20 protein-coding genes and 1 riboswitch are annotated in these 22,808 nt (G+C 61.1%); of the genes, 12 read left to right on the plus strand and 8 right to left on the minus strand.

Going from position 1 to position 22,808, the window contains the following annotated elements; translation table 11 throughout:
• Positions 1-153 precede the first annotated feature (153 nt).
• The 8 genes from trhA to hydA all read left to right on the plus strand — a co-directional run bounded on the left by trhA (position 154) and on the right by hydA (position 7,945).
• Positions 154-771 (plus strand): PAQR family membrane homeostasis protein TrhA, encoded by a 618-nt coding sequence (trhA, locus tag IFT47_RS13550; protein ID WP_192173224.1) that lies wholly within the window; start codon positions 154-156, stop codon positions 769-771.
• Positions 772-1,148: 377 nt separating this feature from the next.
• Positions 1,149-1,925 (plus strand): transporter substrate-binding domain-containing protein, encoded by a 777-nt coding sequence (locus IFT47_RS13555; RefSeq protein WP_192173223.1) that lies wholly within the window; start codon positions 1,149-1,151, stop codon positions 1,923-1,925.
• Positions 1,926-1,977: 52 nt separating this feature from the next.
• Positions 1,978-2,655 (plus strand): amino acid ABC transporter permease, encoded by a 678-nt coding sequence (locus IFT47_RS13560; protein WP_192173222.1) that lies wholly within the window; start codon positions 1,978-1,980, stop codon positions 2,653-2,655.
• Complete coding sequence (locus tag IFT47_RS13565; RefSeq protein WP_037018914.1) at positions 2,652-3,386, plus strand: amino acid ABC transporter ATP-binding protein; 735 nt, start codon at positions 2,652-2,654, stop codon at positions 3,384-3,386. Before IFT47_RS13560 ends, IFT47_RS13565 begins: the two co-directional genes overlap by 4 nt.
• 21 nt (positions 3,387-3,407) lie before the next feature.
• A complete protein-coding gene (locus IFT47_RS13570) occupies positions 3,408-4,655 on the plus strand; it encodes a cysteine desulfurase-like protein (protein WP_192173221.1) in 1,248 nt (415 codons plus the stop codon).
• A gap of 18 nt (positions 4,656-4,673) precedes the next feature.
• Positions 4,674-5,546 carry a MurR/RpiR family transcriptional regulator gene (locus tag IFT47_RS13575; RefSeq protein WP_192173220.1) on the plus strand — a complete coding sequence of 291 codons (873 nt, stop codon included), beginning with the start codon at positions 4,674-4,676 and terminating at the stop codon, positions 5,544-5,546.
• A gap of 52 nt (positions 5,547-5,598) precedes the next feature.
• Positions 5,599-6,495, plus strand: coding sequence for an allantoinase PuuE (locus IFT47_RS13580; protein ID WP_065991211.1), 897 nt, complete (start codon positions 5,599-5,601; stop codon positions 6,493-6,495).
• Between the two features lie 13 nt (positions 6,496-6,508).
• On the plus strand, positions 6,509-7,945 hold the full coding sequence (hydA, locus tag IFT47_RS13585) for a dihydropyrimidinase (protein WP_192173219.1): 1,437 nt from the start codon (positions 6,509-6,511) through the stop codon (positions 7,943-7,945).
• A 297-nt stretch (positions 7,946-8,242) separates the two neighbouring features.
• Here hydA and IFT47_RS13590 read toward each other — a convergent pair whose 3' ends face one another.
• The gene (locus IFT47_RS13590; protein ID WP_192173218.1) at positions 8,243-8,962 is read right to left on the minus strand and encodes a 16S rRNA (uracil(1498)-N(3))-methyltransferase; all 720 of its coding nucleotides are present in this window, start codon (positions 8,960-8,962) and stop codon (positions 8,243-8,245) included.
• Between the two features lie 59 nt (positions 8,963-9,021).
• A complete protein-coding gene (locus tag IFT47_RS13595) occupies positions 9,022-10,428 on the minus strand; it encodes an adenosylmethionine--8-amino-7-oxononanoate transaminase (protein WP_192173217.1) in 1,407 nt (468 codons plus the stop codon).
• Between the two features lie 234 nt (positions 10,429-10,662).
• Here IFT47_RS13595 and IFT47_RS13600 point away from each other — a divergent pair, with 234 nt between their 5' ends.
• The 3 genes from IFT47_RS13600 (at position 10,663) to IFT47_RS13610 (ending at position 13,862) form a co-directional block, all read left to right on the plus strand.
• Complete coding sequence (locus IFT47_RS13600) at positions 10,663-12,477, plus strand: FAD-dependent oxidoreductase (protein WP_192173216.1); 1,815 nt, start codon at positions 10,663-10,665, stop codon at positions 12,475-12,477.
• A gap of 205 nt (positions 12,478-12,682) precedes the next feature.
• On the plus strand, positions 12,683-13,234 hold the full coding sequence (locus IFT47_RS13605; RefSeq protein ID WP_065991217.1) for a cytochrome b: 552 nt from the start codon (positions 12,683-12,685) through the stop codon (positions 13,232-13,234).
• 31 nt (positions 13,235-13,265) lie between these two features.
• Complete coding sequence (locus IFT47_RS13610; RefSeq protein ID WP_192173215.1) at positions 13,266-13,862, plus strand: YceI family protein; 597 nt, start codon at positions 13,266-13,268, stop codon at positions 13,860-13,862.
• 133 nt (positions 13,863-13,995) lie between these two features.
• Here IFT47_RS13610 and IFT47_RS13615 read toward each other — a convergent pair whose 3' ends face one another.
• The 4 genes from IFT47_RS13615 to ahcY form a co-directional block, all read right to left on the minus strand.
• On the minus strand, positions 13,996-15,915 hold the full coding sequence (locus IFT47_RS13615; RefSeq protein ID WP_192173214.1) for a DEAD/DEAH box helicase: 1,920 nt from the start codon (positions 15,913-15,915) through the stop codon (positions 13,996-13,998).
• A 277-nt stretch (positions 15,916-16,192) separates the two neighbouring features.
• Complete coding sequence (locus IFT47_RS13620; RefSeq protein ID WP_192173213.1) at positions 16,193-17,002, minus strand: substrate-binding periplasmic protein; 810 nt, start codon at positions 17,000-17,002, stop codon at positions 16,193-16,195.
• Positions 17,003-17,157: 155 nt separating this feature from the next.
• Positions 17,158-18,003, minus strand: a complete 846-nt coding sequence (gene metF / locus IFT47_RS13625) for a methylenetetrahydrofolate reductase [NAD(P)H] (protein WP_192173212.1) — start codon at positions 18,001-18,003, stop codon at positions 17,158-17,160.
• Positions 18,004-18,184: 181 nt separating this feature from the next.
• The gene (gene ahcY, locus IFT47_RS13630) at positions 18,185-19,594 is read right to left on the minus strand and encodes an adenosylhomocysteinase (protein ID WP_192173211.1); all 1,410 of its coding nucleotides are present in this window, start codon (positions 19,592-19,594) and stop codon (positions 18,185-18,187) included.
• 21 nt (positions 19,595-19,615) lie between these two features.
• Positions 19,616-19,724, minus strand: a riboswitch (S-adenosyl-L-homocysteine riboswitch).
• 196 nt (positions 19,725-19,920) lie between these two features.
• On the opposite strand from ahcY, the gene IFT47_RS13635 reads away from it, so the two are divergent.
• On the plus strand, positions 19,921-20,325 hold the full coding sequence (locus IFT47_RS13635; protein WP_192173210.1) for an acyl-CoA thioesterase: 405 nt from the start codon (positions 19,921-19,923) through the stop codon (positions 20,323-20,325).
• A gap of 144 nt (positions 20,326-20,469) precedes the next feature.
• On the opposite strand, the gene otnI is transcribed toward IFT47_RS13635, so the two are convergent.
• Positions 20,470-21,261 carry a 2-oxo-tetronate isomerase gene (gene otnI / locus IFT47_RS13640; protein WP_192173209.1) on the minus strand — a complete coding sequence of 264 codons (792 nt, stop codon included), beginning with the start codon at positions 21,259-21,261 and terminating at the stop codon, positions 20,470-20,472.
• A gap of 22 nt (positions 21,262-21,283) precedes the next feature.
• Entirely contained in the window at positions 21,284-22,741 is a 1,458-nt protein-coding gene (locus tag IFT47_RS13645; protein ID WP_192173208.1) for a GntT/GntP/DsdX family permease, read from the minus strand.
• Between the last annotated feature and the right edge of the window lie 67 nt (positions 22,742-22,808).

Here is a 22,808-nt window from a genome sequence, read left to right on the forward strand (position 1 = left end):
GCCGGATTCTTGTTTTGAGAGCGCCCGATTGTGCCGAAGAGATCGGCGGCTGACTGCATTAAATTCTCGATAACACCACACTAGACGTTGTCATCGCGGTTCAGAAGCAGGACGCTTGGCGCGTGTCACGCAATTGAGAGAGGTAGTTTGCGGATGTACTACGGAGAAAAATTCAACGCCTGGACCCACTTGGTCGGCGCGATTCTGGCGACGATTGGCGCCGTCTGGATGCTGGTTGTCGCCACGATGACGGGGGATATCTGGAAGATCATCAGCGTCGCGGTCTACGGTGTGGCGCTGGTGATGCTGTACAGCGCGTCGACGGTGTACCACAGCGTTCGCGGCCGGGCGAAAGTGATCATGCAAAAGGTTGATCACTTTTCGATCTATCTGCTCATCGCGGGCAGCTACACGCCGTTTTGTCTGGTGACGCTGCACGGGACGTGGGGCTGGACGTTGTTCGGTATCGTCTGGGCGCTGGCGATCATCGGCATCCTCCAGGAAATCAAACCCCGGTCCGAAGCGCGGGTGATGTCCATCGTCATTTACGCGGTCATGGGCTGGATCGTGCTGGTCGCGGTCAATCCGCTGATCGCCGCGCTGGGCATGGCCGGATTCATCTGGCTGGCGCTGGGTGGCGTGTTCTACACCGTGGGGATCATTTTTTTCGCGTTCGACACCAAGGTCCGACACTTTCATGGGGTCTGGCACCTGTTTGTCATCGCCGGCAGCCTGCTGCACTTTGTTGCGATTTCGCGTTACGTGCTTTAGACGTGTGGGGCGGGAGTGGCGCTGCCGCTTGCTCGCGAAGATGACGATTCATCTGCTGGATTTTCAGCGGCAGGGATGATGTCTTCGTGAGCAAGCTCACTCCCACAATAGGCGGTATCCGATGCACACCTGGTCATCCATGCGCCGCTTCGGTGCATATCATCTTTCACATCACTGATCATTTTCTGTACACCCCACAGCCTTGCGCGCTTTCCGCTCTGCACCAATGCGGATAACTTTCGCACCCGATTGAAGCATTTAATTCATTTATTTTATTTGTTGAATTATTTGATTCGTCATCCTAGTCTGATCCTCGAAACGCCCCCTCTGTGGTAAGGCGGCCTTCTTGAACTGACTGATCAATCGGGGAGCAAGACATGAATGTGAAAGTACTCTTGAGCATGGCCGTGGCAACCGCCTTTTCCGCATCCACCTGGGCCGCTGACTGGACCGTCGGCGCCAACGTAGGCAACGTACCGTGGGAGTTTCAGAACGCCAAAGGCGAGATCGTCGGCTTTGAAGTCGACGTGGTGAAAGAAGTCGCCAAACGCGCCGGCAAGACCGTGGAATTCGTCAACATCCCGTTCAACGGCCTGTTCAGCGCCGTGCAATCCAAAAGGGCTGACATCGCCATTTCATCGATCACCATCACCCCCAAGCGCCTTGAATCCGTTGGCTTTGCCCAGCCGTATTACGACAGCGACCAATCCCTGTCGGTGCTCGCCAAATCCGGCATCAACGGCCTGAAAGACATGGACGGCAAGGTGGTCGGCGTCGACACCGGCTCCACCGGCGACATGTGGGTCAACGCCCATCAGGCCGAATACAAGTTCAAGGAAGTCTCACGCTACGAAGGGCTGTCGCCTGCGATGCTCGATCTCGCGTCCGGCCGCATGGACGGCTACATCAGCGATATCCCGGCGGTCCTGTACTACATCAAGGACATGCCGCAATACAAAGTCGTCGCGAAAATTCCTACCGGTGAGAAGTACTCGTTGATGCACGCCAAGGGCTGGGCATCGGCCGGTCAGGTCAACGACATTATCACCACGATGAAGAAAGAAGGCGTGATCGCCGACCTGCACAAGAAGTGGTTCGGTGCCGACGCTGATCCGGAGTCCAGCACCGTCAAAGTCGTTGATGTGCTCAAGTAATCCCTGATCGCTCACGCCCGCGCCCGTCACTGCTCGCCACCAAGGAATCGCAATGGAGTTGTTAGAAACGTTCTTCAACTGGAGCGTGTTCGTTGACGCGCTGCCACTGATGCTCCGCGGCCTGGGCGTGACCGTGATGCTTGGCGTGGTCAGCATCATTCTCGGCCTGGTGGGCGGGCTGGTGCTGGCGATGCTGCGGTTGTACGGGTACGCGCCGGTGCGGCTTCTGGCGCGGGTGTACATCGACGTGCTGCGCTCGATTCCATTGCTGGTGCTGTTGGTGCTGATCTATTACGCGCTGCCGTTCGTGGGCATTCGCCTGTCGTCGTTCGCGGCGGCCACGGCGGCGCTGTCGCTGGTGTCCTGCGCGTATTCGGCGGAGATCTTCCGCTCTGGCATCGAAGCCATTCCCCGCGGGCAGTTCGAAGCCTCTGCGTCCCAGGGCATGAGCTTTTTCAACACCATGCGCGACATCATCCTGCCCCAGGCCATGCGCATCGTCATGCCGCCGATGACCAGCAACTGCATCAACGTCATGAAAGACACCGCGCTGGCGTCGGTCGTGGCGATGCCTGACCTCCTGAAACAAGCCACACAGGCCCAGGCCCTGGCAGCCAACCCGACACCCCTGGTGGGCGCGGCGGTCATGTACCTGTTGCTGCTTCTGCCGTTGGTGCAATTGGTGAGCTGGATCGAGCGGCGTAACGGCGCCGGGAGGAAAAGCGCATGAGCACCGTCATCGAAATGGAAGGCGTGGCGAAATTCTACGGGCCATTCCAGGCGCTGACCGACATCAACCTGACCGTCGATCAAGGCGAAGTGGTGGTCATCCTCGGGCCTTCAGGCTCAGGGAAATCGACACTGATCCGCTGCATCAATCTGCTGGAGGAATATCAGCAGGGCGACATCCGCGTCGGCAGCCAACGCGTTGAAACCGGCCCGAAGCTGGCCGGCATCCGTTGCGAAGTCGGCATGGTATTTCAGAATTTCAATTTGTACCCGCACCTCACCGTGCTCGCCAACGTGGCGCTGGCGCCGGTGCGGGTGCGCGGCATGTCTCGCCGTGACGCCAACGAACGCGCGCGCCTGCTGCTGGAGAAAGTCGGCATGGGCGCCCACGCGGCGAAATACCCGAGCCAGTTGTCCGGCGGCCAGCAGCAACGCGTGGCCATCGCCCGAACCATGGCGATGGAGCCACGGGTGATTCTGTTTGACGAGCCCACTTCGGCGCTCGACCCGGAGATGGTCGGCGAAGTGCTTGACGTCATGCAGAACCTCGCCCGCTCCGGCGTGACCATGGTCGTCGTGACCCATGAAATGGGCTTTGCGCGCAAGGTCGCCGACCGGGTGATCTTCATGGAGAACGGCCGAATCATCGAACAGAACAACCCGCACGATTTCTTCACGGCCCCGCAAGAGCCGAGAACCCGCGCGTTTTTGCAGGCCATCCTGCATCACTGATCAGACTCTGGAGCTCATCCCTTGAATGCCTTGGACATCGATTACGTACGCAGCCAGTTTCCCGCCCTCGCCAGCGGCTACGCCTACCTGGACAACGCCGGCGGCTCGGCCGTGCTCAAGCCGGTCGCCGAGCGCATCACCGATTACTTGCTCAACAGCGCCGTGCAACTGGGCGCGTCCTACAGTGAGTCGGTGGACGCTGGCGCGCGGGTCATGCAGGCGCGGGAATCGGTCGCGCAACTGATCAACGCGCGCTACCCGGAAGAGTGCGTGATGGGCGGCTCGACCACCCATTTGCTGCAAATCCTCTGCCGCGCTATCGCGCCGTCGATCCAGGCCGGGGACGAGATCATCGTCACCAACTGCGACCACGAGGCCAACATCGGACCTTGGGTGCGGCTGTGCGAAGAACGCGGCGCGACGTTGCGCGTCTGGGCGGTCAATGCGCAGAGCATGGACCTGGAACTGGCTGATCTGGATGCGCTGCTTTGCGACAAGACCCGCTACCTGGCCATGACCCATGCGTCGAACATCCTCGGCAGCGTCAACCCGGTCGCCGAGGTTGCGCGCCGGGTGCACGCGGTGGGTGGCAAGTTGTGCGTCGATGCCGTGGCCTACGCGCCCCATCGGCTGGTCGATGTGCAGGCCAGCGGCGCCGATTATTACGTGTTCAGTTTCTACAAGACCTTCGGCCCGCACTTCGCTGTGCTGTGGGGCAAGCGGGAAGCACTGCTGGAACTGCCGAGCCTGAACCACTTTTTCATCGGTCAGGAAGTCATTCCCTACAAGCTGCAGCCCGGCAACTTGAACTACGAGCTGTCCTACGGCTGCATCGGCATCAGCGATTACCTGATCGACATCGGCCGACGCCTCGGCGCCAGCGGCAGCGAACGTCAATTGATGCAGGCCGCCTTCGATGCCTTTGAAGTGCAGGAAGACCTGCTGGCCGAGACACTGCTGGCGTTTCTGCGGGAGACACCGGGTGTACGAATTATCGGAAAATCCCGTGTGACCGACGGCGATCGCGTGCCGACCATCAGCTTCGTGGTGGAGGGCGTTCAGTCGGAAGCCATCGTGCGCCGCGTGGATAATCACCGCATGGGCATCCGCTTTGGTGACTTCTATGCGCGCCGCCTGATCGAACAGTTGGGCCTGACCCCTTACGGCGGCGTGGTCCGCGTGTCGATCGCGCACTACAACAGCGTCGATGAGCTGAATCGTCTGGTGGAGCACCTGGCCCAGGCAATCACAGAACTGCGTCCCTCCTGATTTCTATCGAGCCTTTTTATGCCTGTACCCCAAACTCTGGCCGAGCTGCGTGCCGCCATCGTCGAACATCAGGAACGCCTGACCGCGCGGCAGCGTGATGCGGCGCATTACCTGAACGAGCATCCCCACGACGTGGCGCTGAACACGGTCGCGGCGCTGGCGAAAATCTCCGGCATCCCGTCGTCGGCGTTCATTCGGTTGGCGCAAGCGCTGGGCTTTGGCGGGTTCAGCGATCTGCAGCGCTTGTTCAAGCAGCCGTTGCAGCAGGCCGGGCAGGGCAGTTTCAAAGAGCGCATCCGGCACTATCGCGGCGAGCAGTTGCTCGACGATCCCACCGATGTGGGCGCCATGCTCTCGGCGTTCAGCCGCGCGAATATTGTGTCGCTGGAGCACTTGGCCGAAGGCGAGCAAGTCGAGGCCATCGAGCGCGCCATCGAGCTGTTGGAACAGGCGCGCACCACCTTCGTGGTCGGCATGCGCCGTTCGTTTCCCATGGCGTCCTACCTGAGCTACGCGCTCAGCCGCGTCGGTCGTCGTGCCGTACACATCAGCGGTCTGGGCGGCAGTTTGCGCGAGCAGGTCGGCGCGCTGCACGGCGATGACGTGCTGGTGGCGGTGAGTTTTCCGCCGTACGCGCAGGAAACCATCGACGCCTGCGAGCAAGCCGTCGCGGCGGGGACACCCATCGTGGCGATCACTGACAGCATTCTCAGCCCCATCGGACAAACCGCGTCGGTGATGATCGAGGTCAACGACGCCGAGCTGCTGGGCTTTCGCTCGCTCACCGCCGCCTTCTGCATCGCGCAGACCCTGGCCATGGGCCTGGCCTTTCGCACCGGTCAGAACCTTGATGGTCCCGACCACGATGCACTGAAAACCATCGACTGCTGAGCCATGGCTTGGCGGTCTGCCGACTGTTCGAACGTTGCAGGAGTAGGCTTTTATGGCATCACCCATTCGAGATCTGGTCGGCTACGGCCGGCAGCGCCCCCAGGGCACCTGGCCCAACGGTGCGCGGCTGGCCGTCAACTTTGTCATCAATTACGAAGAAGGCTCGGAGCGTTCCCTGGCCATGGGCGATCCTGACCAGGAGAGCATGACCGAATGGGGCAGCTATCAGTTTCCCGACGGCGTACGCAATCTGGCGATGGAATCGATGTACGAGTACGGCGCCCGCGTCGGCATCTGGCGCATCCTCGACATCCTGCAACAGGCCAACGTCCCGGCGACCTTTCATGCCTGCGCAGTGGCCTTCGAGCAGAACCCGGATGTCGCCAAAGCGGCGGTCGAGCTGGGCCATGAAATCTGCAGCCACGGCTATCGCTGGGAAGAAGTGTTCCGCCTGACCGAAGCCGAGGAGCGCGAGCACATTCGTCTGGCGATCGAGTCGTTCGAGCGCACGTGTGGCAAGCGTCCGGTGGGCTGGTATTGCCGCTATGGCGCCAGCGTTCATACGCGGCGGCTGGTGGCAGAAGAGGGCGGTTTTCTCTATGACTCGGACGCCTACAACGATGACGTGCCGTATTTCGTCGACGTCGAGGGCAAGCAGCATCTGGTGGTGCCGTACACCAGCGACGTCAACGACTTCCGTTACTGGAACTCCCCGGGCTTGTCCCAGGCGTCCGATTTCCTCGAGTACATGAAGGAAAGCTTCGATGTGCTGTACGAAGAATCCGCCGACGGCTTGCGAATGATGTCCATCGGGCTGCACCCACGCATGGTCGGACGTCCAGGCCGGGTCCGCGCGATCAAGCATTTCATCGAGTACGCCCAGGCCCGCGAAGGCGTCTGGTTCACCACCCGCGAAGAGATCGCCAAGGCCTGGCTGACCCGCGCCTGACGGAGTGAACGACATGCAGGTTTTTGATCTGATCATCCGCAACGCCAATGTGGTGACGGCGGCGGACGGTTTCCTGTGCGACATCGGCGTGCGCGACGGCCGAATTGTCGCGCTGGGCCTGGGCCTGCAAGGTACCGCAGAGGAAGTCGATGCGCGGGGGCGAACTGTGACGCCGGGCGGGATCGACAGCCATGTGCATCTGGATCAGCCGACCGGCGACGGTTCGGTCATGGCCGATGATTTCGAAAGCGGCACCCGTTCAGCCGCGTGTGGCGGGACGACAACGGTGATTCCCTTTGCCTGCCAGCAGAAGGGACAAACCCTGCGGGCGGCGGTGGAGGACTACCATCGGCGCGCGGACGGTCGGGCGCTGATCGACTATGCGTTTCACCTCATCGTCACCGACCCCACCGACGACGTGTTGCGCCACGAGCTGCCCGAGCTGATTGCCGAGGGCTACACCTCGTTCAAGATCTACATGACCTACGACGCCCTGAAACTCAACGACCGCGAGATTCTGGAAACCCTGTCGGTGGCGCGGGCCGAAGGCGCGATGATGATGCTGCACGCCGAAAACAGCGACTGCATCGCCTGGCTGACCGAGCGCCTGCTCGCCGCCGGCCACAGCGCGCCGCGTTATCACGCCACGTCGCGGCCAATGCTGGTGGAGCGCGAGGCCACGCACCGGGCCATTGCGCTGGCCGAGTTGGTGGATGTGCCGATTCTCATCGTCCATGTTTCGGGGCGCGAGGCCATTGAACAGATTCGCTGGGCGCAGAGCCACGGCTTGAAGGTCTACGGCGAGACCTGTCCGCAGTATCTGTTTCTCACCGCAGATTCACTGGGCTGCGATGACAGCTTTGAAGGCGCCAAATGCATCTGCAGCCCGCCGCCGAGAGACGCCGGCAATCAGCAAGTGGTCTGGGACGGCCTGCAGAATGGCTCGTTTGAAGTGTTCTCGTCGGATCACGCGCCGTTTCGCTACGGCGGCCCGGACGGCAAACGTGCCCACGGCGAGGCGGCGCCGTTTTCCGAAGTGGCCAACGGCATTCCGGGCGTCGAGACACGCATGGCGCTGCTCTGGTCGGAAGGCGTGCGCAAGGGGCGAATCACGCCGCAGGCATTTGTCGCGCTGACGGCGACTAACGCGGCGCGGTTGTACGGTCTGTATCCGCGCAAGGGCAGCATCGCCATTGGGTCGGACGCGGATCTGGTGATCTGGGATGAGGACCTGGACATCGAGCTGACCAACGAAATGCTGCACCACAACGTCGATTACACCCCGTACGAGGGTATGCGCTTGAGTGCATGGCCGGCGATGACCTTCGCCAGAGGTGAACGGGTGTGGGACGGCAGCCCGTTGGGTAAACCGGGGCGCGGAGAATTTCTGCCCTGCGCCCGCCCGGAACCTGCGAAAGCCCGGCGCAGAGAGTCGGAGTTACCGGAGTGATGACGGTGATACGCGTCGGGTATCAAAGCCCCCGCAATATGAGCTGACTCACACCATTCCTGTGGGAGCCGAGCTTGCTCGCGAACAGGCACTCACATCCGCTAAATCTTTGGCGGATGTACGCGACCCCTGTAGGACCGGCTTCAGCCGGGAAGAGGCCCGTGTGTGCGCCAAAAATCCTGCGCCGTGAGACCTGACGCTTTCCCGGCTAAAGCCGGTCCTACAAGGGAAGAGGTCGGTGTGTGCGCCATCAATCTCGCGGCGTGACGCCTGACGCTTTCCCGGCTGAAGCCGGTCCTACAAATCACCCCACAACTGCTGTGCGATGCTCAGCGCAACCACTGGCGCGGTTTCGGTGCGCAGCACGCGGGGGCCGAGGCGGGCGGCGTGGAAACCGGCGTCTTGCGCCTGGGTCACTTCAGCATCGTTCAGCCCGCCTTCAGGGCCGATCACAAACGCCAGACTGCCGGGCTTTTCGTGACTGTTCAGCGGCTCGGCCACGGGGTGCAGCACCAGTTTCAAGTCCGCTTCAGTCTGCTTGAGCCAGTCGGTCAGGGTCACAGGTGCATGAATCACCGGCACCACCGAGCGACCGCACTGTTCGCAGGCGCTGATCGCGATCTGCTGCCAGTGCGCCTGACGCTTTTCTGCACGCTCGTCTTTCAAACGCACTTCGCAGCGCTCGCTGATGATCGGGGTAATCTGCGTCACGCCCAGCTCGGTGGCTTTCTGAATCGCCCAGTCCATCCGCTCACCCCGGGAGAGACCCTGGCCGAGATGGATGTGCAACGGCGACTCCGGCTGGCCGGCGAAGCTTTCTGTGACCTGCACCCGCACCTGCTTTTTGCCGACTTCCGCCAGCGTGGCGCGGAACTCATTGCCCGAGCCATCGAACAGCTGCACCGCGTCACCTTCGGACATGCGCAACACGCGGCTGATGTAATGGGCCTGGGCCTCTGGCAGTTCGTGCTCACCGATGCTGAGGGTTGCATCGACGAAAAAGCGGGACAGTCTCATGGTTGTGTCTCTAAAGATTGTGTTGAATGCAGCACCTGGAAAATGGGTGTAATGGCCTGCTAGCCCGGATCACGAAAATCCGGATGGAAGTTCTCTCTCACCGCCACACTCACGCTGCTGCGCGTCGCGATGTCGATCCCCTCGGTCGCCACGTCGGCCAGGAAGTCGATCTGCTCTGGCGTAATCACGTAGGGCGGCAGGAAGTACACCACGCTGCCCAGCGGACGCAGCAAAGCACCTCGGGTCAGCGCGTGCTCGAACACCTTCAGCCCGCGCCGCTCCTGCCACGGATACGGCGTTTTGCTGGCCTTGTCCTGCACCATCTCGATGGCAATCGCCATGCCGGTCTGCCGCACTTCGGCGACATTCGGGTGATCGACCAGATGCGCCGTCGCAGTCTTCATCCGCTGGGCCAGCGCCTTGTTGTTTTCGATGACGTTGTCCTGCTCGAAAATATCCAGCGTCGCCAACGCCGCCGCGCAGGCCAACGGGTTGCCGGTGTAACTGTGGGAGTGCAGGAAAGCGCGCAGGGTCGGGTAGTCGTCGTAAAACGCGTCGTACACGTCATCGGTGGTGATGCAGGCCGCCAGCGGCAGATAACCGCCAGTCAGTGCCTTGGACAAGCACAGGAAATCCGGGCGGATGCCGGCTTGCTCGCAGGCAAACATGGTCCCGGTACGACCAAAGCCCACCGCGATCTCGTCATGAATCAAGTGCACGCCATACCGGTCGCAGGCCTCGCGCAGCAGCTTGAGGTAAATCGGGTCGTACATGCGCATGCCGCCGGCGCCTTGAATCAGCGGCTCGATGATCACCGCCGCAACGCCGTCGTGATGCTCGGCCAGGGTCTGCTCCATCACCGCGAACATCGTGCGGGTGTGCTCTTCCCAGCTCACGCCTTCAGGCCGGTGGTAGCAGTCCGGGCTCGGCACCTTGATGGTGTCCATCAGCAGCGCTTTGTAGGTCTCGGTGAACAGCGGCACGTCGCCGACCGCCATCGCCGCCATGGTTTCGCCGTGGTAGCTGTTGGTCAGGGTGACGAAGCGTTTCTTGTCCGGCTTGCCGCGATTGAGCCAGTAATGAAAGCTCATCTTCAGCGCGACTTCGATGCAGGACGAACCGTTGTCGGCGTAGAAGCAGCGCGTCAGGCCTTCGGGCGTCATCGCCACAAGCCGCTCGGACAGCTCGATGACCGGCTGATGACTGAAACCCGCCAGGATCACGTGCTCCAGCTGATCGACCTGGTCCTTGATGCGCTGATTGATGCGCGGGTTGGCGTGGCCGAATACGTTGACCCACCACGAGCTGACCGCGTCGAGGTAGCGCTTGCCTTCGAAGTCCTCCAGCCAGACCCCTTCACCACGCTTGATCGGAATCAGCGGCAGTTTTTCGTGGTCTTTCATCTGGGTGCAGGGGTGCCAAAGGACCTTCAGGTCGCGCTGCATCCACTGGTCGTTAAGGCCCATTACTCTTCTCCACATATCGGCTCGCATGGCGCGAGGGCAAACAATCGCGCAAGCCTATGCAATGCATGCCAGCGGAACAACCTTTAGCGCGTTGTTTCAGTCGCCGCGCGCGCGAAAATCAGGCTCGCCGACATTGCTGGCGGGCGTTTCGCGGCTCGCGTATCCTTCGCGCTCTTCGAAAAATCGGACAACAAAATCCGACAATTCCCCCCGTTTTTCTCCGGAGTTCGCTGAATGCTTTCTGGTTGGCTGCGCGCCTGTGCGCTGGTGATGGTTGGGCTGGTCAGCGCTTCAGCGCTTGCCGTGGATAAACCGCATACGGTGATCGTCGTCGGCGGTGGTCTGGCGGGACTCACAACGGCTTACGAGCTGCAGAGCAAAGGCTGGCAAGTCACCTTGCTGGAAGCCAAACCCAACGTCGGCGGCCGCTCCGGTCTGGCCGGCAGCGAATGGATCGGCAACGCCAAGGCTCAGCCGGTCCTGAATCAATACATTGATCGCTTCAAGATCAAGGCGGTGCCTGCGCCGGAATTCGTGCGGACCCCGAGCTACCTGATCGAAGGCGAATACTTCACTGGCGCCGACCTGGCGACCAAACAACCGGCCACCGCGGAAGCCATCAAGCGCTACGAAGCGGCGGTGGATGACCTGGCCCGCTCGATCACCGACCCGGACAACCCGGCTGCCAACAGCACGCTGTTTGCGCTGGACCAGATCACCGTCGCCAACTGGCTGGACCGTCTCAGCCTGCCACCGACCGCACGCCAGCTGATCAACCAGCAGATTCGTACGCGCTACGACGAACCTTCGCGTTTGTCGCTGCTGTACCTCGCACAGCAGACGCGGGTCAATCGCAACGTCGACGACCGCGACCGTCGCGCCGCTCGCCTGCCAGGTGGCAGCGCGGTGTTGGCCGAGGAGTTCGTCAAACAGCTGAAAGTCATCAAGACCAATTCGCCGGTGTCGGCGATCAATCAGGACAAGGACGGCGTGACCGTCAAGGTCGGTTCGCTGGGCTACGAAGCCGAGTACGTGGTCCTGGCCGTGCCGTTGCGCGCGCTGAGCAAGATTCAGATGACCCCGGCGCTGGACGCCCAGCGTCTCGGCGCGATCAAGAGCACCAACTACGGCTGGCATGACCAGATCATGCTCAAGTTCAAGACCCCGGTCTGGGACAGCAAAGCGCGCATGTCCGGCGAGATTTACAGCAACACCGGCCTGGGCATGTTGTGGGTCGAGCCTGCGTTGAAGGGCGGCGCTAACGTCGTGATCAACCTGTCCGGCGACAACGCGCGCATCATGCAGGCGTTCGGCGACAAGCAGTTGGTGGATCAAGTGCTGATTCGCATGCAGGCGTTCTATCCACAGGCGCGCGGCGCGTTCACCGGCTATGAATTGCGTCGTTCCAGCATCGACCCGTCCAGCGGCGGCGCGTACCTGGCGTTCGGCCCGGGCCAGATCAGCAAATACTGGCGCTTGTGGGAACGACCGCTGCAGCGCGTGGCCTTTGCCGGCGAACACACCGACACTTTGTACCCGGGCACCCTGGAAGGCGCATTGCGTTCGGGTCAGCGCGCGGCCGCTCAAGTGCAGGGTCTGTCTGAAGGCAAGTCGTACGAACCAGTCAAAGCACCGCCACCGAAGGCCCCTGAACCGGCCAAGGAAAGCAGCGGCGGCATTGGCGGCTTCTTCTCGAACATGTTCGGCGGTTCCAAGCCTGAGCCTAAGCCGGCCGAGAAAGCGCCAGCACCTGCTCCGGCCCCAGCTCCAGCGCCTGCCCCGGTAACGCCGCCGCCAGCTCCAGTGGTTGAGCCGGCCAAGCCTGCGGCTGTGGAACCTGCGAAAAAGGCACCGGCCAAGAAAGAACCGGCGAAGAAGGAGCCCGTCAAAAAGGCCCCGGCCAAACCGGCAGCCATCCACAAAGCCCCTGCCAAAACCGACGCTGCGAAAAAAGCGCCGGCCAAGGCCACAGGTGACAAGGCGGCACCGGCCACTCCGGCGGCTCCGGCAACGGCTCCGGCAGCACCCGCGACCGACAGCAAAAACTGATCGGTAACGGCTGAAAACAAAGGCGCGGCTTGATACCGCGCCTTTTTTTCGCCTGGATGAACCGTAACGCTGGCTTAATCTCATTCGGACGAAAATATGTCAGGAGATTTCAATCGGATTTCCTGATTCTTCAAAGCAACATTTTGCGCTTTCTTTCGATAGGTAAAGCGCTAGTCTCTCCCTCGGCCCTCACAGGATATTCAGCATGCAGCTACGCAACTCTTCTTCTCGCTATGGCTGGGTCAGCATCGTTTTGCATTGGGGTGTCGCGCTGACGGTGTTTGGCATGTTTGCGCTAGGGTTGTGGATGGTGGGGCTGGGCTATTACGACACGTGGCGCAAGGCTGGCCCGGACCTGCACAAGAGCATCGGCATCACGCTGTTCCTGTTCATGCTGATCCGGGTGATCTGGCGCTTCGTCAGCCCGCCGCCAGCAGCGCCTGCCACCCACAGCCGGTTTGTGAAAACCGCTGCGAAATTGGGGCATGCGTTTCTGTACCTGGACCTGTTTTTGGTGATGTTCGCCGGTTACCTGATTTCCACCGCAGACGGTGTCGGGATTCCGGTGTTTGGATTGTTCGAAGTGCCTGCATTGATCAGCGGACTGCCCGACCAGGCAGACGTCGCAGGCACCGTGCACTTGTACCTGGCCTGGACCCTGGTGATTTTCGCTGGACTCCACGGGCTGGCCGCTTTGAAGCATCACTTCGTTGATCGTGATGCCACGCTTGTACGTATGCTTGGCCGCAAGGCCTGATACTCAATTCAACTGAAAAGGAAGAAGACGTATGTTGAAAAAGACACTGGCTGCACTGGCCCTCGGTACCGCGCTGCTAACAGCGGGCCAGGCCATGGCCGCTGATTACACGATCGACAAGGAAGGCCAGCACGCCTTCATCAACTTCAAGATCAGTCACCTGGGCTACAGCTTCATCTACGGTACGTTCAAGGACTGGACCGGCACATTCAGCTTCGACGCCGCCAAGCCTGAAGACAGCAAGATCAGCATCGACCTGAAGACCGCCAGCGTCTTCACCAACCACGCTGAACGTGACAAGCACATCAGCAGCAAGGACTTCCTCGACGTCGCGACCTATCCTGACGCCAAGTTCGTTTCCACCAAGGTCACCAACGTCGGCAAGAATGCTGATGGCAAGACCACTGCTGACGTGATCGGCGACCTGACCCTGCACGGCGTGACCAAGCCGGTCACCGTCAAAACCACTTTCCTGGGTGAAGGCAAGGATCCATGGGGCGGCTACCGTGCCGGCTTCGAGGGCACAACCTCGATCAAGCGTTCTGATTTCGGCAAAATGATGGACCTCGGTCCACAGTCCGACACCCTGGATCTGATCATCTCGTTCGAAGGCGTCAAAGCCAAGTAAGACGAGTTGTTGTGGTGATAAAGCGCCGACCTTTGGGTCGGCGTTTTTGTGTGTGGCATTGCTTGAATCACGCAAACAAAAACGCCCCGAACCAGTCGGGGCGTTTTATTGGCTGCAGAACAACCGGCGCTGCTTAACCTTCGCGGTTGCGGGTCAGCAGGGCTGGTTTTTCACCGCGAGGGCGGCTTGGCAGTTGATCAAGTTGTTCAGCCGAAGGGAAACGATCACCCTTGGACTCTTTGTGCATGATCTTCGGTGCTGGCTGGCCGTCGCGAGGCCCGCGAACCGCTGGCTCCTGACGCGCTGGTTGCTCTTCGCGTGCCGGACGACGGGCACGCGGCGAGTCTTCACGGCGAGCCTGACCATCACGGCCGGAGCCATTGCGAGGACCGCTGCGCTTGGCCGGAGCGCCGGCGCTGTCGGTGCTGGCAGGGGCGCCAGATGCCGAACCGCCGCCTGAACCACTGCGCGGGCCGCTCCGGCCTGGCGCCTGACCACGCGGTGCCGGTGCAGCGCCAGTGGCAGGAGCGCCCGGACGACGACCGCGGCTCTGGTTCTTGTTCTGGTACGGGCTGACGTAGTCGGCGCGGTTGCCGAAGTTGTCCACTTCGTCATCCAGGAATTCGTCGGGTGCGCGATTCGCACCTGACGCTGCTGGCTGCGACTGACGTGATTCGCTCGACGCCGTGCCCTGACGCGGCTTTTGCGGGCGCGCCGGACGTGCCGGGCGCTCACCCGAAGCGGCGGCCGCTGCCGGCTTTTCCTTGCCCTTGTCTTTGCCTTTGTCCTTGCGACCGCCACCACCACCGCCGCCGTTCGGACCGTCGCCACGGGGGCCACGGGCATTGCGCGGGTTACGCACGTCCGGACGCTCGCGGACTTCCGGCTTCTCGGCTTCAACGGCCGTGATGTCAAAGCCCATCAGATCGCCATCGGCAATCTTCTGCTTGGTCATGCGCTCGATGCTTTTCAGCAGCTTCTCTTCGTCCGGCGCAACCAGCGAGATCGCCTCGCCGCTACGGCCTGCGCGACCGGTACGACCGATGCGGTGCACGTAGTCTTCGTCGACGTTAGGCAGTTCGAAGTTGACCACGTGGGGCAACTGGTCGATGTCCAGACCACGGGCAGCGATGTCAGTCGCGACCATGATGCGAACGGTCCCGGCCTTGAAGTCGGCCAGCGCTTTGGTGCGCGCGTTCTGGCTCTTGTTGCCGTGGATCGCCACAGCGCTGAGGCCGTGCTTGTCCAGGTACTCGGCCAGGCGGTTGGCGCCGTGCTTGGTGCGGGTAAACACCAGCACTTGCTCCCACGCGCCTTGAGTGATCAAGTGCGCCAGCAGCGAGCGTTTGTGGTTGGCCGGCAGACGGAAAACGCGTTGTTCGATGCGCTCGACCGTGGTGTTCGGCGGCGTGACTTCGATGCGTTCCGGGTTGTGCAGCAGTTTGCCGGCCAGCGCGGTGATGTCCTGAGAGAACGTTGCCGAGAACAGCAGGTTCTGACGCTTGGAGGGCAGGCGCGCGAGGACTTTCTTCACGTCGTGAACGAAGCCCATGTCGAGCATGCGGTCGGCTTCGTCCAGCACGAGGATTTCAACGTGGGACAGATCGACGCTGCCCTGACCGGCCAGATCGAGTAAACGACCCGGGCAGGCGACCAGTACGTCAACGCCGCGGGCCATGGCCTGAACCTGCGGGTTCATGCCGACACCGCCGAAGATGCAGGTACTGACGAACTTGAGGTTCTTGGCGTAGATCTTGAAGCTGTCGTGGACCTGGGCGGCCAGTTCACGAGTCGGGGTCAGGACCAGAACACGCGGTTGGCGCGGGCCGTGACGCTGGGATTTGTCCGGATGACCGTTGGGAAACAACCGCTCCAGGATAGGGAGGGCGAAACCACCGGTTTTACCAGTACCTGTCTGGGCGGCGACCATCAGATCGCGGCCTTGCAACACGGCGGGAATGGCCCGCTGTTGCACTGGGGTAGGCTGGGTGTAGCCAGCAGCCTCGATGGCGCTGACTAAAGCCTCGGAGAGACCGAGGGAAGCAAAGGACATGAGTAATCCTGTCTTGAGTTGGGGCCATAGAGGCCCAAATAGGGATGATCTTCCAGGCGCAGACTAAGGTTCTGCACGTAACGTGAATGCGCTCGACCCTGCTGCGGTCATCGCACACTCCTTGGAAGGTGCAATGGCGTCCGGTCCTGTGGAGGTCTGTAAGTTCAACTCGGGGCAGGGGCGCAAAAAGTGCGCTGCTGACGTGTTCGAGAAGTCTTCTGTGAGACCGTGCACCCGGGCGCAAGCCTGGCGGGGACGCCGGAGTATAACAGAGCAATCACAACGCGCTGCTTTCCTGCTGCTCAACGGTTTTATCGACACTTTCCCCCGATTCTGCAGGGATCGTCGTCGGTGTTTCGCCGGTATACCGCTCCACCAGTTTCGCGTAGGCGGGTTCTTGCTTGAAACGCTTCAGTTCTGCACTGAATCGCTGGGCCAGCAAGTCCATACCGGCATTGCGGCGCAGCGCCAGGTACTGCCCCCTGTGAGTGAGCACGACCGGCAACTGACTGACCTGGTCTTGCAGCTTGAGCCGCTCAATCATCTGCCGCCCCAGCAGGCGATCGGTCACCATTAAATCGATGCGGCCGCGAATCAGTTTGCCGAAGTTCGCTTCATGGCTTGGCGCAGGCTCACGGATGAACGCCGTTGAGCTGTCGAACTCCGGCGTGTATCGATAACCGGGAGAGACGCCGACAGTCAGCCCGTGCAGGTCTTCCACGCCATTGAAAGCATGCGGCCTGGCATTGGCCTGAAACAACACCCAATCGATGGTCGACAACGGTTCGTTCGGATACAACAGATCCGCGCGCATCTCGTCCTTGAAGATGTCGAGCACGCCGTCAGCTTCGCCGTCACTGAGCATCATCAGGCAGCGTTTCCACGGGAGAAACTGCCACTCGACGTCGATGCCCAGGCGCTCGAAGACAATCGCCGTGGCGTCGTAATCCAGGCCGGAGGCATGGTTGCCGTCCACGATGACGTAGGGAGACCAGGGTTCGGTGACGATCCGCAGTTTTTCACCCAGCGCGCTGAAGCTCAGGCAGGTGAGGAGTGCAGCAACGGATAGAGAGAGGATGAGCGGCATGCGCGCGAGATTACGACGCGAGCTAACTAAATAGAAGCAGTGATTCTCAACAAAAACAGAAGCCTGGACGCAACGACCCGACTGGCAGGCGTCTTGGTTACGAAGCCTGCCGGTGAAGCCCGCGTGGTTTCAATCCGTATGGATTGAAACCGATATTACGCAGAGAGCTTCAGGTTGTTCCAGACCGCCAGACTCGGTTCGGCCTGATTCAGCGTGTAGAAATGCAGACCGGGGGCGCCGCCGTGCAGCAGTCGCTCGCACATTTCAGTGATGACCTGCTCTCCGAACGCCTGAATGCTTGCCGTGTCGTCGCCGTACGCTTCCAGCTGCTTGCGAACCCAGCGCGGGATCTCCGCACCGCACGCGTCCGAGAAACGCGCCAGCTTGCTGTAGTTGGTGATCGGCATGATGCCCGGCACGATCGGAATGTCCACGCCCAGCTTCTGCACGCGCTCGACGAAGTGGAAGTAGCTGTCGGCGTTGAAGAAGTACTGGGTGATCGCACTGTTGGCGCCGGCGTTGGCCTTGCGCACGAAGTTTTTCAGATCGTCTTCGAAATTGCGCGCCTGGGGGTGCATCTCCGGGTAGGCCGCGACTTCGATGTGGAAATGATCGCCGGTTTCTTCACGGATGAAGCTCACCAGATCATTGGCATAACGCAGCTCACCGCTGGCCATGCCCATGCCGGAGGGCAGGTCACCGCGCAGGGCGACGATGCGTTTGATGCCGGCTTCCCGGTACTGCGTCAGCAAGCTGCGCAGGTCGGCCTTGCTGTCACCGACACACGACAGGTGCGGTGCGGCCGGAACGTGTACTTCTTTTTCCAGCTGCAGCACGGTGTTGATCGTGCGGTCGCGAGTGGAACCCCCGGCACCGTAGGTGCAGGAGAAAAAACTGGGGTTGTAGCTGGCCAGCGTACGCGCCGTGGCAAGCAGTTTTTCATGACCAGCGTCGGTCTTCGTCGGGAAGAATTCGAAGCTGTAGCTACGGTCTTGGCTCATGGAGCGAGTCTCCAGCGGCAAGCTACAAGCCATAAGCTGCAAGAGTGGCGGTGCGCCGTATCCTGCAGCTCAAGGCTTGTCACCTGGTGCTGCTAAATGCTTGGACGATTTAAAGCCTGACGCGGCAAGTCATGACAATGGTGATGCCTTTACTTGCCGCTTGAAGCTTGCCGCTTACTGCTTAGTAGCGATAAGCGTGCGGCTTGAACGGACCTTCGACGGTCACGCCGATATAGTCGGCCTGGGTCTTGGTCAGCTTGGTCACGACGCCGCCGAAGCCACGTACCATTTCCAGCGCCACTTCTTCGTCCAGCTTCTTCGGCAACACTTCGACGGTCAGACGCTCGGCTTTCTGGGCAGGGCTCAGGTCAGCGTACTTCTGGCCGAACAGGAAGATCTGCGCCAGCACCTGGTTGGCGAACGAGCCGTCCATGATGCGGCTCGGGTGACCGGTGGCGTTGCCCAGGTTCACCAGACGGCCTTCGGCCAGCAGGATCAGGTAGTCATCGTTCTGAGGATCGAACGAGCCCGAACCGGTGCGGTGGATCTTGTGCACTTGCGGCTTCACTTCTTCCCATGCCCAGTTCTTGCGCATGAAAGCCGTGTCGATTTCGTTGTCGAAGTGACCGATGTTGCAGACCACTGCGCGTTTCTTCAGCGCCTTGAGCATGTTGGCGTCGCAGACGTTGACGTTACCGGTGGTGGTGACGATCAGGTCGATCTTGCCCAGCAGTGCTTTGTCGATGCTCGCTTCGGTGCCGTCGTTCTCGCCGTCGATGAAAGGCGAAACCAGTTCGAAACCGTCCATGCACGCTTGCATGGCGCAGATCGGATCGACTTCGGTGACCTTGACGATCATGCCTTCCTGACGCAGCGACTGAGCCGAACCCTTGCCCACGTCACCGTAGCCGATGACCAGCGCTTGCTTGCCGGACAACAGGTGGTCGGTGCCGCGCTTGATGGCGTCGTTCAGGCTGTGACGGCAGCCGTACTTGTTGTCGTTCTTGCTCTTGGTGACCGAGTCGTTGACGTTGATCGCCGGGATCTTCAGTTCGCCCTTGGCCAGCATGTCCAGCAGGCGGTGAACGCCCGTGGTGGTTTCTTCGGTCACGCCATGGACGCGGTCGAGGATGGCCGGGTATTTCTTGTGCAACAGCTCGGTCAGGTCGCCGCCGTCGTCGAGGATCATGTTGGCGTCCCATGGCTGACCGTCCTTGAGGATAGTCTGCTCCAGGCACCACTCGTACTCGGCTTCGGTTTCGCCTTTCCAGGCGAAAACAGGAATGCCGGCAGCAGCGATAGCGGCAGCGGCCTGATCCTGAGTCGAGAAGATGTTGCAGGACGACCAGCGCACTTCGGCACCCAGGGCAACCAGGGTTTCGATCAGCACGGCAGTCTGAATGGTCATGTGGATGCAGCCGAGAATCTTCGCGCCCTTGAGCGGTTGCTCGGCAGCGTACTTGCGACGCAGGCCCATCAGGGCAGGCATTTCGGATTCGGCGATGATGGTTTCGCGACGGCCCCAGGCAGCCAGGGACATGTCGGCGACTTTGTAGTCGTTGAAATCGTTGGGCGTCAGTACAGCACTCATTAAGAGTCTCCATTCGTAGGGTGCGAATGGGCGCCGTTGTGCGTTTAAAGCTTGACCGGCGGGAAGCCTGATCAAACAACGCCCTCTCCGAGCCTGACAGGTCTGACCTGCTGCAGCGCCCCTCGGACAGGTGGCGGGAAAACGGTAACAAGGTGTGATGACCGTTTTTTGAAGCGGTGGCGATTATCTTTCTTTGAGCTGCAAGTGGCAAGCTGCAAGCGGCAAGCGGTAAACAACAGCGGACCTGCTTTTGACTTGCAGCTTCAGGCTTGAAGCTTGAAGCTGGAGCACATCCACCACCGTCGCCCAAACACCCCGGAGTCCCCATGAACTTCCACACCCGCAAATGGGTAAAACCCGAAGACCTCAACCCCAACGGCACGTTGTTCGGCGGCAGCCTGCTGCGCTGGATCGACGAAGAGGCGGCCATCTACGCCATTGTTCAGTTGGGCAATCAGCGCGTCGTGACCAAGTACATTTCCGAGATCAACTTCGTCAGCGCCTCGCGTCAGGGCGACATCATTGAGCTGGGGATCACTGCCACCGAGTTCGGCCGCACCTCCATCACCCTGACCTGCCAGGTCCGCAACAAGATCACCCGCAAGAGCATTCTCACGGTCGAGAAAATGGTCTTCGTCAACCTGGGTGAAGACGGCCTGCCGGCGCCACATGGCAAGACCGAAATCAGCTACGTGAAGGATCAGTTCAAGGAAGACGTGATCAACGAGTGATCGCGCAATGGACGCGGATGACTGATCAAAGAAGAACTCGTAGGAGTGAGCTTGCTCGCGATTGCGGTGTGTCAGGCGAAGAAGCTTCATCTGGTCTGACGCATCGCGAGCAAGCTCACTCCTACAGTAAAAAGACAGCGCCTGTTATGCCGGATGACGTGCCTGCCAATCGCGCAGCCACTGCAGGCCTTCGCTGGTATCGCCTTTCGGACGGTATTCGCAGCCGACCCAGCCGGTGTAGCCCAAGCGATCGATCTCTTCGAACAGCCACGGGTAATTCACTTCCCCCACGCTCGGCTCATGCCGGTCCGGCACACCCGCGATCTGGATGTGGCCGATGCCGGCGAAGTCGCGGCGCAGTTTGCTGGTGACGTCGCCTTCCACGATCTGGCAGTGGTAGCAGTCGAACTGTACCCGCAGATTGTCGGCGCCCACTTCTTTAAGCACAGCCTGGCCCTGATCCTGACGGTTGAGGAAAAAGCCCGGAATATCTCGGGTGTTGATCGGCTCGATCAACACCGTCAACCCGACCTTGGCCGCCTGTTGTGCGGCGAAGCTCAGGTTTTCCAGGTACACCGCGTGATGCTTCTGGCGCAGGTCTTCACTGGGCAGCAAACCGGCCATGACGTGAATGCGGTCGTTACCCAGCACCGCTGCGTAATCCAGCGCCTTCTGGAAACCGTCGCGGAATTCACTCTCCCGGCCCGGCAACGAAGCAATGCCACGCTCGCCCTTGGTGAAGTCGCCGGGCGGGGCGTTGAACAGCGCCTGGGTCAAACCGAAGTCGTCCAGACGCAGCTTGATTTCCTCGGCCTTGAAGTCGTACGGAAACAGGTATTCCACGCCCTTGAAGCCGTCACTCGCCGCAGCCGAGAAACGCGCCAGAAAGTCGTGTTGCGGATACATCATGCTGAGGTTGGCAGCGAAGCGAGGCATGGTTATCTCCCAATTGAAGCCGTTAGACGAAAGGCCAGAGCAGCAGCGTCATCAAGAAACCGAGGGTGCCCAGAATGGTCACCAGGAAGGTCCAGGTGCGCAGGCCGTCTGCGACGTTCAGGCCCGCCAGTTTGGTGAACATCCAGTAGCCGGCGTCGTTGATGTGCGACATGGCCAGACCGCCACCGCCCATGGCCAGGCAGAGCAGGGCCATGTGGTTGGCGCTCAGGTTCAGCGTGGCGATCAGCGGGCTGAGAATACCGGCCGTGGTCACCAGCGCCACTGTGGTCGAGCCCTGTACGGCGCGCAACAGCAGTGTCAGCAGAAAGCCCAGGGCGAGAACCGGCAGGCCGGTGTTGCGCAGCGCTTCGGAAACCACCGCGCCGATACCGGTATCCACCAGCACCTTGCCGAACACGCCGCCCGCGCCTGCAATCAAAATCACCATCGCCACGCCGGGCAATGCCGAACCCACGACATCGGACACCTGACTGCGGCTCCAGCCCCGGCGCGAACCCAGTAGCCACGCGCAAAGCAGCGTGTCGATCAGCAGCGCCACCAGCGGTGCGCCGAGAACGGTCAGCACGCTGCGCAGCATTGATTCGGCCGGCAACATCGTGGTCGCCAGTGTGCCCAGCAGGATCAGAATGATCGGCAGCAGAATCAGCGCGATGATGATGCCTGCGCCCGGCGCCGGCGCTTTTGGCAGACGTGCCGCCAGGCTGCTGGCGCTTTCTTCCAGGCCCAGTACCTTGGCGTGTGCCGCTTCGGAGGTCGTTGAGTAATCGTTGTTCGCCCACGCCACCAGATCCTGGTTGGTGATGTGCGGACCGTAGACTTCGCTCCGAATATCGTCAGTCATCGGGTAGGTCTTGCGGGTGATGCGACCGGCAATCAGGTAGCCGATCAGGCACAACACAGCAACGATCGGCAGCCCGAACATCAACACGCGACCCAGGTCCGCCCCCAGCTGACCGGCCGCTGCGACGGCGCCCGGGTGTGGCGGCAGGAAGGCGTGAACCGACAGCAGCGCGGCGCACATGGGCAGCGCGAAAATCAGCAGCGGTTTACGTGCGGCGCGAGCGACACCATAGGCCAGCGGCATAAGGATGATCACGCCCACTTCAAAGAACACCGGAATACCGACCATGAAACCCGCGACGGTCAGGGCCAGCGGCGTGCGCCGGTTGCCGAAGCGGTTGATCAGCGTCTTGGCCAGCGCCTCGGCGCCACCGGACAGCTCGATGATGCGGCCGATCATGGCGCCCAAGGCAATGATGATCGCGATGTGGCCGAGGGTTTTGCCCATGCCGCCTTCAATGGTCGCCACCAGATCGCCGGGTTTAACCCCGGCCACCAGCGCCACGATAATGCTGACCAGCATCAGTGCCACGAACGGTTGGAATTTGTATTTCAGGACCAGAAGCAGCAACAGCGCAATGCCGGCTCCGGCGATGATCATGAGCAATAGAGGAGTCATGTTGTGTCCCGTTGTTATTGTTTTCCGGCGAAGCCGGTCCGCCGAAAACCGGGAGTCCGGTTTTCGA

It is taken from the genome of Pseudomonas sp. CFBP 13711 (genome assembly GCF_014842265.1).
Classification (GTDB): domain Bacteria; phylum Pseudomonadota; class Gammaproteobacteria; order Pseudomonadales; family Pseudomonadaceae; genus Aquipseudomonas.